Annotated in this window: 10 protein-coding genes; 5 read left to right on the top strand and 5 right to left on the bottom strand. The window is 71.1% G+C overall.

Annotated elements, in window-relative coordinates; all coding sequences use genetic code 11:
• The first annotated feature begins 72 nt into the window (after window positions 1-72).
• Window positions 73-1,665, top strand: coding sequence for a peptide-N4-asparagine amidase (locus tag OOK40_RS31060; protein ID WP_266488182.1), 1,593 nt, complete (start codon window positions 73-75; stop codon window positions 1,663-1,665).
• A gap of 43 nt (window positions 1,666-1,708) precedes the next feature.
• Here the strand turns inward: OOK40_RS31060 and OOK40_RS31055 are convergent, their stop codons facing one another.
• On the bottom strand, window positions 1,709-2,152 hold the full coding sequence (locus tag OOK40_RS31055) for a MarR family winged helix-turn-helix transcriptional regulator (RefSeq protein WP_266488181.1): 444 nt from the start codon (window positions 2,150-2,152) through the stop codon (window positions 1,709-1,711).
• A 132-nt stretch (window positions 2,153-2,284) separates the two neighbouring features.
• Here OOK40_RS31055 and OOK40_RS31050 point away from each other — a divergent pair, with 132 nt between their 5' ends.
• The 3 genes from OOK40_RS31050 (at window position 2,285) to mltG (ending at window position 5,680) form a co-directional block, all read left to right on the top strand.
• Window positions 2,285-4,096 (top strand): ABC transporter ATP-binding protein, encoded by a 1,812-nt coding sequence (locus OOK40_RS31050; protein ID WP_266488179.1) that lies wholly within the window; start codon window positions 2,285-2,287, stop codon window positions 4,094-4,096.
• A 39-nt stretch (window positions 4,097-4,135) separates the two neighbouring features.
• The gene (locus OOK40_RS31045; protein WP_266488177.1) at window positions 4,136-4,729 is read left to right on the top strand and encodes a hypothetical protein; all 594 of its coding nucleotides are present in this window, start codon (window positions 4,136-4,138) and stop codon (window positions 4,727-4,729) included.
• 90 nt (window positions 4,730-4,819) lie between these two features.
• Entirely contained in the window at window positions 4,820-5,680 is an 861-nt protein-coding gene (gene mltG, locus OOK40_RS31040) for an endolytic transglycosylase MltG (protein WP_266488174.1), read from the top strand.
• A 6-nt stretch (window positions 5,681-5,686) separates the two neighbouring features.
• On the opposite strand, the gene OOK40_RS31035 is transcribed toward mltG, so the two are convergent.
• The 4 genes from OOK40_RS31035 to OOK40_RS31020 all read right to left on the bottom strand — a co-directional run bounded on the left by OOK40_RS31035 (window position 5,687) and on the right by OOK40_RS31020 (window position 10,907).
• Window positions 5,687-6,769, bottom strand: a complete 1,083-nt coding sequence (locus tag OOK40_RS31035) for an NAD(P)-binding domain-containing protein (protein WP_266488173.1) — start codon at window positions 6,767-6,769, stop codon at window positions 5,687-5,689.
• A gap of 74 nt (window positions 6,770-6,843) precedes the next feature.
• Window positions 6,844-8,382 (bottom strand): aldehyde dehydrogenase family protein, encoded by a 1,539-nt coding sequence (locus OOK40_RS31030; protein WP_266488170.1) that lies wholly within the window; start codon window positions 8,380-8,382, stop codon window positions 6,844-6,846.
• Window positions 8,379-9,719, bottom strand: coding sequence for a VOC family protein (locus OOK40_RS31025; RefSeq protein ID WP_266488167.1), 1,341 nt, complete (start codon window positions 9,717-9,719; stop codon window positions 8,379-8,381). The genes OOK40_RS31030 and OOK40_RS31025 overlap by 4 nt, the downstream gene beginning before the upstream one ends.
• Window positions 9,720-9,752: 33 nt before the next feature.
• Window positions 9,753-10,907, bottom strand: coding sequence for an FAD-binding oxidoreductase (locus OOK40_RS31020; RefSeq protein WP_266488165.1), 1,155 nt, complete (start codon window positions 10,905-10,907; stop codon window positions 9,753-9,755).
• Between the two features lie 73 nt (window positions 10,908-10,980).
• Here OOK40_RS31020 and OOK40_RS31015 point away from each other — a divergent pair, with 73 nt between their 5' ends.
• On the top strand, window positions 10,981-11,886 hold the full coding sequence (locus OOK40_RS31015) for a LysR family transcriptional regulator (protein WP_266488162.1): 906 nt from the start codon (window positions 10,981-10,983) through the stop codon (window positions 11,884-11,886).
• The last annotated feature ends 25 nt before the right edge of the window (window positions 11,887-11,911 follow it).

Raw genomic sequence — 11,911 nt, 5'->3', positions numbered from 1 at the left:
CACACACAACGCGCCAAGGTCGAACACGCGGGTCTGGCGCCCGGCACCCGCCGCACGCTTCACTCCTGACGCATGAGACGACGACAGATCATGTCCATGCTCGCCGGTCTCGCGCTGGCGGCCGGATCGCTGCTCGGTGCCGGGCCCGCCGCCGCGGCCGACGAGCCCCCTGCCGAGTTCGGAACCGACTGGCACGACCCGGTGACCGCCGCGCCGCCCGTCGCCCGCCCGGACACGAAGTCCTGCCATGTGACGCTCGCCGAGGCGCAGTTCCGCGATTTCACGCCGTACAAGGGGAGTTACACGCCCCCGAAGGGCTGCGGCACGAGCTGGAGCCGGGTGGTGCTGCGGCTGGACGGCAGCGTCAAGGGACGTCAGTACGACCGGCTCGGCCATCTCACCGTCGGCGGCGTCGAGATCCTTCGTACGTCCACCCCGCAGCCCTCGCCGGACGGCATCGCCTGGTCGGTCGAGAAGGACATCACGCGCTACAGCGACACCCTGCGCAGCGCCCAGCCGGTCGAGATGCTCATCGGCAACGTGGTCAACGAGACGTACACCGGGGTACTCGACGTCAAGGTGACGCTGACCTTCTACATGGCGGGCGGCACGGCGAAGGCGCCCGCCACGCCCGACAAGGTGCTTGCGCCGGCCGGCACTTCACTCACCACGCCGCGCAACTCCGAGCGGATCCTCGCCGAGGTGTACGCGACCGGGTCGGGCGGCGGCTGCGAGGAGTACTGGTATCTGACCGTCCCGGACTCCGTGCCGTACTCCTGCAAGGCCGCGGGCGGGCCGTACCGCGAGGTGCAGATCAAGGTCGACGGACAACTCGCCGGAATCGCAGCGCCGTTCCCGACGGTCTGGACGGGCGGCTGGTCCAACCCCTTCCTCTGGTACGTGATTCCGGGGCCGCGCGCCTTCGACATCAAGCCCGTCCAGTACGACCTCACTCCCTTCGCCGCCCGGCTCAACGACGGCATGCCCCACCGGATCGAGGTGTCCGTCGTCGGAGTTCCGCAGGGTCAGACCGGCTGGAGCACGCCCACCAATGTGCTGGTCTGGCAGGACGAGGGGAGCGCGGTGGTGACGGGCGCGCTGACCCGGCACGAGGAATCCACGCCGGTCAACTCCGTGACGTACACGCCCGGTTCGGAGCACCGGCTCGACACCGAGGGCGCCCATCGGCTCACCGTCGGCGGCCACCTCGACACCTCGCACGGACGGGTCGCCACGACCGTCAGCCGCGCGCTCACGAACACCTCCGTCCACCGCTGGACCGAGGGCGAGAACATGGACGCACTCAAGGGGACCTGGAGCGACGACGAGCGCGTCACCAGCGGGGGGCAGGTCACGCGCAGCCATCGGACCTACACGATGGACGGTGTCACGACACTGGGCGAAGGTGACCGGCTGCGCACTGTCCTCACCCTGGGGGACAAGGCCGACACCGTCGTGGCGCGGAGCGGGCGGCGCTTGGCATGGTCGCGCCTCGACGACATGTACACCGGCGATGCGACCTACACGGCCAATGTGCCGCGTGATCAGCGGCACGCGGTCGGCACGTCGGCCGAGCGCTACCGGCTCCACGGCTCCGGCGGATGCTACGACCGCGCCCTGCGGACGGTCCAGGGGGTGCTGACCGAGGACCGGCGGTACTGCTGACCTGCTCTGAGGGTCTGCTCGGACGGCGACGGGTCGCCCCGCTTCAGCAGCGTGGCCCCGGCCCGTCGACCAGGGTGGACAGCAGTCCGCCGAGCACCTCGCGCTGGTCGGTGGTCAAGGGAGCCAGGATGTCCTCCGCAGCCGCCCGGCGTGCGCTGCGCAGCGCCCTGAGCGCGGCGCGGCCGGTGTCGGTGAGCTCGATCCGGATCACCCGGCGATTGGTCGGGTCGGGTACGCGGCGGACGCAGTCGCTCGCCTCCAGGCCGTCGACCAGGCTGGTCACGGCGCGCGGGACCACCTCCAGGCGGGCCGCGAGATCGGCCATGCGGGGCGGCTCGTCGTAATGTGCGAGGGTGCGCAGGAGGCGGGACTGGGCGGGCGTGATCGCGATGTCGGCCGACTCCAGCTGGCGCTTCTGGCTGCGGTGCAGCCGTCGGGTCAGCCGCAGGAGCTGCTCGGCCAGCAGGCCGTCGGGGTCGGTGCTCATGCCGGGAACAATATCAGGACCGGGCTCATTGTGAGTATAGGTAACAATGAGCTATGCTCTCAAAATCTTTGCCGCACCACCCTTCCTGTTGCTTCACCGTCCCCGCCGTCTCGCCCCTGGTCGAAGGAGCCCATGCGTATCGACGCCGAGTCCAACTGGACACCACCATCCCGTGATGCGGAGCAACCGCCCGCCGAAGTGCGGCGGATTCTCCGGCTCTTCCACCCCTACCGCGGCCGCCTCGCCGTCGTCGGCCTGCTCGTCGGTGCCGCGTCGCTCGTCTCGGTCGCCTCGCCGTTCCTGCTGCGCGAGATCCTCGACACCGCCATTCCGCAGGGCCGCACCGGGCTGCTCAGCCTGCTCGCTCTCGGCATGATCCTCACCGCGGTGATGACCAGCGTCTTCGGCGTACTCCAGACACTGATCTCCACCACCGTCGGCCAGCGTGTCATGCATGATCTGCGTACCGGCGTCTACGCCCAGCTGCAGCGCATGCCGCTCGCGTTCTTCACCAGAACCCGCACCGGAGAGGTCCAGTCGCGCATCGCCAACGACATCGGCGGGATGCAGGCGACCGTGACCTCGACGGCGACCTCCCTGGTCTCCAACCTCACTGCCGTGGTCGCCACCGTCGTCGCGATGCTGGCGCTCGACTGGCGGCTCACCGCCGTCTCGTTGCTCCTGCTGCCGCTGTTCGTCTGGATCAGCCGCCGCGTCGGCCGCGAGCGCAAGAAGATCACCACGCAGCGCCAGAAGCAGATGGCCGCGATGGCCGCCACCGTCACCGAGTCGCTCTCCGTCAGCGGCATCCTGCTCGGCCGCACCATGGGCCGGGCCGACTCGCTCACCAAGTCCTTCGCCGAGGAGTCCGAGCGGCTCGTCGACCTCGAAGTCCGCTCCAGCATGGCCGGGCGGTGGCGGATGTCGACCATCGGCATCGTCATGGCCGCCATGCCCGCCCTCATCTACTGGGCCGCCGGACTCGCCCTCCAGTCGGGCGGAGCCGCGATATCGATCGGCACGCTCGTCGCCTTCGTCTCGCTCCAGCAGGGCCTGTTCCGCCCCGCGGTGAGCCTGCTCTCCACCGGAGTGCAGATGCAGACCTCGCTCGCCCTGTTCCAGCGGATCTTCGAGTATCTCGATCTGCCGGTGGACATCACCGAGCCCGAGAAGCCGGTCCGGCTGGAGAAGATCCGTGGCGAAGTCCGGTTCGAGGACGTCGACTTCGTGTACGACGACACGCAGAAGCGGCCGACCCTCGACAGGATCGACGTGGCCGTCCCGGCCGGCGGCAGCCTCGCCGTCGTCGGCCCGACCGGCTCCGGCAAGTCCACGCTCAGCTATCTCGTCCCGCGGCTGTACGACGTCACCGGTGGCAGGGTCACGATCGACGGTGTCGATGTCCGGGAGCTGGACTTCGACAGCCTCGCCCGGGCCGTGGGAGTCGTCTCCCAGGAGACGTATCTCTTCCACGCCTCTGTCGCCGAGAACCTGCGCTTCGCCAAGCCGGACGCGACCCAGGCAGAGATGGAGGCGGCCGCGAGGGCGGCACAGATCCACGACCACATCGCAACGCTGCCCGACGGCTACGACACCCTGGTCGGCGAACGTGGCTACCGCTTCTCCGGCGGCGAGAAGCAACGCCTCGCCATCGCCAGGACGATTCTGCGCGACCCGCCGGTCCTCATCCTCGACGAGGCGACCAGCGCGCTCGACACCCGTACGGAGCAGGCGGTGCAGCAGGCGATCGACGCGCTCTCGGCGGGCCGGACCACCATCACCATCGCCCACCGGCTCTCCACGGTCAGGGGCGCCGACCAGATCGTGGTCCTCGACGCGGGGCGCATAGCCGAGCGCGGCAGCCATGAGGAGCTGCTCGACCGGGACGGCCGATATGCCGAACTGGTCCGCAGGGACGCCCGGTTGGCCCCGGTGGCACCCTGACGGACCGTCGCCCGTCCGGGTACGGCATGATCACCGCCCATGAGAGCTCTCCTCGGTGTGGAACTGCCCGGATACCGGCCCGTCGACCAGGACGTCTGGGCCAACGACGAAGGCGATGTGCTGTCGCTGCACTTCTTCGGGCTGCCGCCGGACCTGCCCGCCTCGCTCGACGACGGCCCCTCGCTGCGCGCCGCGCTCACCCGCCTGACCGCCCAGGCAGGTGGTGGCCTGATCGAGGCATCCGTGAAGTCGCTCGGCCCGCTGCCCGCGCTGAAGCAGATACTGAAGCTGCCGCTGCCGGGACAGCCCAGCGGCCAGGCATTCATCGGCAGCTTCACCGTGCCGCGCGCGACTTGCAGCACCGTGGTGAAGATCCAGGCACCCGAGCGGGGCATGACGGGGATGCGGGAGGCCATGGTGATGGCGCAGGTCGGCCACGACAAGTACTTCCGGCCGCACCCCTACGCGCCGGAGGTGCAGGGTGGTCTGCCCTTCCATGCCGCCGACCACGCGCAGTGGGACGCGCAGTTCCCGGACCATCCGCTGAGTCGCGTGCGACGCACACTCGACGCGCTCGCCGGGGCGGTCCAGGTGGTGCCCGAGTTCGCCGCGCTGCCGCCTTTCGCTCCCTGAGCCTCCGGCCGGCCGTCGGCCGCGGCACAGTCATGTGTCGCCCAGCACCGGGTGCGGGGATCGGGGCGAGCCCCGGGTTAGCGTGCCTGTATGAAGAATGAACCGTCGTCGGGACCGCCCGGTCGCAGGTTCGGGCTGACCCGGCGGGGCCGACTGGTGCTGACCGTGACCGCCTTTGTCGTCGCGGCCGTCGCGGCCGTCGCGGCCGTCGCGGTCCTGGTGCCGCTGCTACTGAACGGGGCCCAGGAGGAGAAGAAGTTGCTGCTGGTCCCCGAGGGCTGGCGCGCCACTCAGGTCTACGCGGCGATCGACAAGGCCCTGGACGAGCCGCCGGGCACCACTGCGAAGGCGGTCGGCACGGCGCGGCTGAAACTCCCGGCCGACGCCCGGGGCAATCCCGAGGGCTACCTCTTCCCGGCCACGTATCCCGTCGACTCCACGTCCACTCCTCAGAGTCTGCTCAGTTACATGGTCAACACGGCCCATCAGCGGTTCGGGGCCGATCGCATGAGCAGCGGCGCCGAGCGCAGCGGGCTGACGGCCTATCAGACGGTGAGCATCGCCAGCATCGTTCAGGCCGAGGCCGACACACCGGAGGACATGGGGAAGGTCGCCCGCGTCATCTACAACCGGCTCGCGCAGGGGATGCCGCTGCAGATGGACTCGACCCTGAACTACGCGCTGAACCGCAGCACGCTGGACACCACGGCCGCCGACACCCGCATCGACAGCCCGTACAACAGCTATCAGCGCCGCGGGCTGCCGCCGACCCCCATCGACAATCCGGGGGAGCAGGCCATGCGCGCGGCGATCAGTCCCCCGCCCGGCAACTGGCTCTACTTCGTCACCGTGGCGCCGGGGGACACGCGCTTCACGGCCGGTTACGAAGAGCATCGGCGCAACGTCGCGGAGTTCAACGCCAGGCGCAGAAGCGCGAGCAGTAGCGGCTGACGGGCGTCAGGCCAGGGCCGGTTCGCGCTCCAGCAGCCGCTTGATCTCGCGGACCGCTGCCCGGCCCGCCCGGTTGGCGCCGATCGTCGAGGCCGAAGGCCCGTATCCGACGAGATGGACGCGGGCGTCCCGTACCGCGCGGGTGCCGACCACCTGGATGCCGCCACCTGGCTCGCGCAGTTTCAGCGGCGCGAGATGGTCGATCGCCGCGCGGAATCCGGTCGCCCAGAGGATCACATCCGCCTCCACAGTCCGCCCGTCGTCCCAGGCCACGCCCGTCGGCGTGATCCGGTCGAACATCGGCAGCCGGTCCAGAACGCCCGACTCGCGGGCCCGCAGCACGGCGTCGGTGAGCGGCAGCCCGGTCACCGAGACCACGCTCTGAGGCGGCAGCCCGCGGCGTACGCGCTCCTCGACCATGGCGACGGCCGCCCGCCCGGCGTCCTCGTCGAAGGGGCCCTCGCGGAAGAGGGGCGGCCGCCGCGTCACCCAGGTGGTGTCCGCCGCGTAGTCCGCGATCTCCATCAGATGCTGGGTGCCCGAAGCCCCGCCCCCCACCACGATCACGCTCTGTCCGGCGAACTCCTCGGGTCCCGGATAGTTCACCGTGTGCAACTGCCGCCCCCGGAAGGTCTCCTGACCCGGGTAGCGCGGCCAGAAGGGGCGGTCCCAGGTGCCCGTCGCGTTGATCAGCGCCCGCGCCGCCCAGGTCCCCTCGGAGGTCTCGACGAGCAGCCGACCGCCCTCGCCCTCGCGCACGGCCGTGACATCGACGGGCCGGTGTACGCGCAGATCGAAGCGCCTTTCGTACGCGGTGAAGTACGCGCCGATCACCTCGGAGGAGGGGTGCCCGTCATCCGCACCCGTCAGTTCCATGCCCGGCAGCGCGTGCATGCCGTGCACCTTGCCGTAGGTGAGGGACGGCCAGCGGAACTGCCAGGCACCCCCGGCTCGCGGGGCATGGTCGAGCACCACGAAATCGCGGTCCGGCACCAGTCCGGCGCGCCGCAGATGGTAGGCGCCGGACAGTCCTGCCTGTCCGGCGCCTATGACGACCACGTCCACGTCACGTACCCCGAAGTTGTTCACGTTTCTACCAACCGTGCAGGGTGCGTGGATCTTCCCGGTCCGCTTCCCGGTCCTATTCCTGACCCCGTACGGGGCTACAGGAAGTTCACTCCCTGCGCGAGCGGCAGGCTGTCGGAGTAGTTCACCGTGTTCGTCGCCCGCCTCATGTACGCCCGCCACGCGTCCGAACCCGACTCGCGCCCGCCGCCGGTCTCCTTCTCGCCGCCGAACGCCCCGCCGATCTCGGCGCCCGAGGTACCGATGTTGACGTTGGCGATCCCGCAGTCGGAGCCGTCCGCCGCGAGGAAGCGCTCCGCCTCCCGCTGGTCCTGCGTGAAGATGCTGGAGGACAGGCCTTGCGGGACCCCGTTCTGCAGCGCGACGGCCTCCTGAAGCGTCCGGTAGGTGAGCACATAGAGGATCGGCGCGAAGGTCTCCCGGCGTACGACGTCCGTCTGCGCGGGCATCCGCACCACCGCGGGCCGGACGTATGCCGCGTCCGGCGCCTGCTCGCCCAGCTGCCGGTCGCCGCCGGTGAGGATCTTCCCGCCGTCGGCCTCGGCCGCCGCCAGCGCCTCGGTCATCGCCCGGTGAGCCGCGGGAGAGATCAACGGGCCCACCAGGGTGGCCTCCTGGAACGGGTCGCCCACGGGCAGCTGGCCGTACGCGTGGACGATCTTCTCCACCAGCCGGTCCGCGATGTCCTCGTGGACGATCAGCCGGCGCAGGGTGGTGCAGCGCTGGCCCGCCGTGCCCGCCGCGGAGAACACGATCCCGCGCACCGAGAGGTCGAGATCGGCGGAGGCCGTGACGATCGCCGCGTTGTTGCCGCCCAGTTCGAGCAGACAGCGGCCGAAGCGCGCGGCCACCCGCGGGCCGACCTCCCGCCCCATCCGGACCGACCCCGTCGCGCTCACCAGAGCCACCCGCTCGTCGTCGACCAGCCGCTCGCCCGTCTCGCGGCCGCCCAGCACAAGCCCGTGCACACCGGCCGGCGCACCGGTGTCGGCGGCGGCGCGCGCGAGCAGGGCGTCGCAGGCCACAGCGGTCAGCGGGGTGAGCTCCGAGGGCTTCCAGACCACCGTGTCACCGCAGACCAGAGCGATCGCGGTGTTCCACGCCCAGACCGCCACCGGGAAGTTGAACGCCGAGATCACACCCACCACGCCGAGCGGGTGCCAGCTCTCCGAGAGGCGGTGGCCAGGACGCTCGGATGCCATGGTCCGCCCGTACAGCTGCCGGGAGAGCCCGACCGCGAACTCACAGATGTCGATCATTTCCTGCACTTCGCCGAGCGCCTCGGAGCGGATCTTGCCCGCCTCGATGGTGACGAGGTCGGCCAGCTGCTCCTTGTGCTCGCTCAGCAGTTCACCCAGCCGCTTGACCAGCGCCCCGCGCTGCGGCGCCGGGACCGTGCGCCACTCGCGGAACGCCGCGTCAGCCGCGCCGATCGCCGTGTCGGCCTGCTCGGGTGTCGTCGCGGGCAGGGTGAACAAAGTGGTGCCCGTCAGCGGCGTACGGGCGATGACATCGCCGCCGTCCACGGGCAGTCGGGCGCCGCAGCCGCGCAGGCTCTCGCGGGCCCGGGCGCGCAACGAGTCGTTGTCGGGAAGCGTGGTGCCGGTGCTGGTCACGGTGTGTCCTTGGGGAGTCCGAGGGCCTGACGGGCCTGGCGAATTGAGCTGTCCTGCTGAGCGGCGTAGAGGTCGAAGGGGTCGTGGACGGGGCGCTCCAGTACGCCGGAGAGCCACTGCTGGTCGTAATGGGCGCCCTGGGCCGCGGAGTCCCAGGTGCCCTCGTCGGAGAGGTTCGACTGGAAGATCCCGGCGGCCGACCTGGGGAGGAAGTCCTCGTAGACGATGGGGCGGGCGCGCACCCATCGCCCGTCGAGGAGGCCCGCCAGATCGTCCGGCGGGGTGCGGTCGTCGCGGGGCCGGTCGCCGCCCGGTTCGTAGCGGAAGAACGCTCGCTCCTGGACGGCCAGTTGACGTTCCGTACGCGGGAACCGCTGCTCCCAGACCTCGGCCGGCTCACCCGCCAACTCGTCGTAGAGAGCACGGCCCGCCCTTGTCAGCGCGATTCCGCGGGCCTCGACCTCGCCGAAGCGCACCCGCAGCGATCCCACCGCGACGCTGCCGTCCGGCTCGCGGAAACGGCGCGGTTCGGCCAGCGCGCGGAACGACGTCTGGCGCAGCAGCACATCCGGCCCGTCCCATCGCGGCGGACCCTGGATCCGGTCGATCATCGTGATGCCGCGCTCGCCCATACGCCGGTAGAGCTCGTCGATGTCGAGAACCCGCGGCGTGAGGTGGTTGACATGGGTGCCGGCGACGCCGCCGATGTCGGCGGCGACGGCGGAGATCCGCTCCAGTTCGGTGTACCAGGCGCGGTCCACCGGCTCCCGGGAGAGCTCGAAGGCGGCCACCGCCAGGGTGAGGAAGCGCTCGGCGGACCATTCGTCGAGTCCCTGCTCCCGCTCGGCGCGCGCCGCGAGGTCCAGAAGCTCGGGAGGGAAGAGCTCACGCCGGGCCAGGAACGATTCGAGGCGCGCTTGAAGATCTGCGTCGAAGAACCGCCGGTCGGCGGTGGTGAGCAGGGAGGTGAAGACGCGGAACGGATTGCGCTCCAGCTCCTCGGCGTCGATGGGCCGGAACGCGGTGGAGACGACCGGCACGGAGCTGGCCGCCGCCTCGCGCAGATCGTAGAAGCCCACCGGCCGCATGCCGAACGCGGCGAAGATCTGGGCGACCTGGCGCATCTCGCGCGGCGTACCCACACGGATGGCGCCGTGCCGCTCGGCCGTGACCCGCTCGATGCCGCCGAGCCGTCCCGCGTCACCGCCCTTGCCGATCACCTCGTCGTTGACCTGCACCGACACCTGAAGAAGCGTGGTGTACGCGGGGACCTCCGCCCCGTACATGTCGGAGAGCCGACGGGCGAACGCGGCCCGCAGCCACCAGGTGGGGACCATTGCGTTCTCCTTCCCGTACCGGTCGTGCCGGGGTCAGATGATGTGAGCCTCGGGGCGTACGGCGGCGGCCCGCCCCTCGAAGCGGGCCGCGGACAGCGGGCCCACATCGATGAACGGGGTCCGCTCCAGATACAGATCACGGACGATCTCGCCGACCGCGGGCGCCTGCAGAAACCCGTGCCCGGAGAAACCGGTGGCGTACAGGAAGCCGTCCACGTCGCCCGACCGGCCGATCAGCGCATTGCGGTCGGGCGTCATCTCGTAAAGCCCCGCCCAGCCGCTCCCGGCCGTAATACCGGCGAGCGCCGGAGCCCGCCGCCCGGCCGCCTCACGGAACGGCTCCAGCCACTCCCGGCTGAACTCCCGTCCGAATCCCGGCTTCTGGCGCCGGTCGGACAGGCCGAGGACCAGCCCGTCCGCGCGGTCGTTGTGGAAATAGAGTGTCGATGCGAAGTCGAGGGTGAAGGGGATCCGCGGCGGCGCGGGGGACAGCCGCCCGGTCAGCGCGATCTGCCGACGCAGCGGGGTGACCGGCAGCTTCACCCCGGCCATCGCACCGACGGCGGCGGACCAGGGGCCCGCCGCGCAGATCACGGCCGAGGTACGGATCGTGCCTGCCGTCGTGCGCACCGCCCGCACCCGGCCGCCGACGGTGTCGATGCCAGTGACGCCACAGTGCGTACGGAGTCTCGCGCCGAGGCGCTGGGCCGCGCGCAGATACCCCTCGACCGCCGCCCTCGGAAGCGCGAAGCCGTCGTCGGGGGAGTACGCGGCGGCGACGAAGGAACCCGGATCCACATACGGGCACAGTTCGTGCGCCTCGCGCGGCGTGATGATCCCGCTGCGGACCCCGAGCTCGTTCTGTACGTCCACGGCCTGCTGGAAGGCCGTCACCTCGGCCTCGCTGCCGAGCAGGAAGAGATAGCCGACGCTCTCGACCCCGACATCGGCCCCCGGGCGGGAGGTGAACGCCCGCCACGCCTCCAGGCTGCGCTGCCCCAGCCTGATGTTGAGCGGATCGGAGAACTGGGCGCGAATCCCGCCGATCGGCTTGCCCGACGAGCCCGACGCCGGTTCGTCACGCTCCAGGACCAGGACGTCCTCCACCCCGGCCTCGGCCAGATGGAAGGCAATGCTCGCCCCGACGACACCACCGCCGACGATGACGACCTCAGCACTGTGACCCATGAAAGCCATGGTGGACGGGCCGACTCTTCGCGTCCATTGACAGTTTCAGCAGTCGATCTTTTAGATCCCCTGTATGGAACTGGGTGGAGCACATCTGCGCGCGCTGGTCGAACTCGCCCGCTGCGGCACCATGACGGCCGCCGCCGCGGCCCTCGGCTACACCCCCGGCGCGATCTCCCAGCAGATCGCCCAGCTGGAGCGGACCGCGGGCGCGCAGCTGATCAGGCGCGCGGGACGCCGGGTCGAACTCACCGACGCCGGGCACACGCTGGTCGTCCACGCCGGGCACATCCTGCGGGCGCAGGCCGAGGCGGCGGCCGCCATCGAGCGCACCCGCGCGGAGATCGCGGCGAGGCTGCGGCTCGGGGTGTTCGGCACGGCGGCCGCGGCGTTTCTGCCGCCCGCGCTGCGCTGGCTGGCCGAGCACCACCCCGGCGTGCGCCTGGTCAGCCAGGAGGTGGATGTCGACCAGGCCCACGCGGAGGTCTCCGCGGGCCGGGTCGACCTGGCGCTCGGCCTGGACTACCCGGATGCCCCGCTGCCCCGGGACGAGGCCTCCGAGCTGGTACGGCTCCACTCCGAGCGCTTCTCGCTGGCGGTACCGGCGGCCGGGGCGCCGCCCGCGGGGACGTCGTGGCGGCTGACCGAGCTGGCCGACCGGGACTGGATTCTGCCCGCGGCCCGTACGTACTACGGAAGGGCCATCCGTACGGCCTGCCGCCGGGCAGGATTCGAACCGCGCGTCGTCCACGAGGTCACCGACACCGCCACCTCGCTGGCCATGGTCGGGGCGGGGCTGGGCGTGGCGCCGCTGACCGGCCTGATGCTGCGGCTGCGCTCCGAGGGGATCGCGCCGGTGCCGCTGGACGATCCGGTCGAACGCCATGTCGTGGTGGCGGTGCGGGCTGCCGCGCGGGGGCGGCCGTCGGTGGAGATGCTCATCGAGGCGCTGCGGCAGGGGGCGACGGCCGGGGCCTGAGAGGACTCCGTGCGGCGCGAGCGTG

Origin of the sequence: Streptomyces sp. NBC_01481 (assembly GCF_026339995.1) — a bacterium.
Classification (GTDB): Bacteria; Actinomycetota; Actinomycetes; order Streptomycetales; family Streptomycetaceae; genus Streptomyces.
Note: the sequence above shows the minus strand (reverse complement) of the source record. Positions and strands in the feature narration are given on the sequence as shown.

Bases quoted from the DNA above. Each gene is read 5' to 3' on its own strand.
- OOK40_RS31060 (WP_266488182.1), top strand. From the start codon at position 73: ATGAGACGACGACAGATCATGTCCATGCTCGCCGGTCTCGCGCTGGCG.
- OOK40_RS31020 (WP_266488165.1), bottom strand. From the start codon at position 10,907: ATGGGTCACAGTGCTGAGGTCGTCATCGTCGGCGGTGGTGTCGTCGGG.
- mltG (WP_266488174.1), top strand. From the start codon at position 4,820: ATGAAGAATGAACCGTCGTCGGGACCGCCCGGTCGCAGGTTCGGGCTG.
- OOK40_RS31025 (WP_266488167.1), bottom strand. From the start codon at position 9,719: ATGGTCCCCACCTGGTGGCTGCGGGCCGCGTTCGCCCGTCGGCTCTCC.
- OOK40_RS31015 (WP_266488162.1), top strand. From the start codon at position 10,981: ATGGAACTGGGTGGAGCACATCTGCGCGCGCTGGTCGAACTCGCCCGC.
- OOK40_RS31045 (WP_266488177.1), top strand. From the start codon at position 4,136: ATGAGAGCTCTCCTCGGTGTGGAACTGCCCGGATACCGGCCCGTCGAC.
- OOK40_RS31055 (WP_266488181.1), bottom strand. From the start codon at position 2,152: ATGAGCACCGACCCCGACGGCCTGCTGGCCGAGCAGCTCCTGCGGCTG.
- OOK40_RS31050 (WP_266488179.1), top strand. From the start codon at position 2,285: ATGCGTATCGACGCCGAGTCCAACTGGACACCACCATCCCGTGATGCG.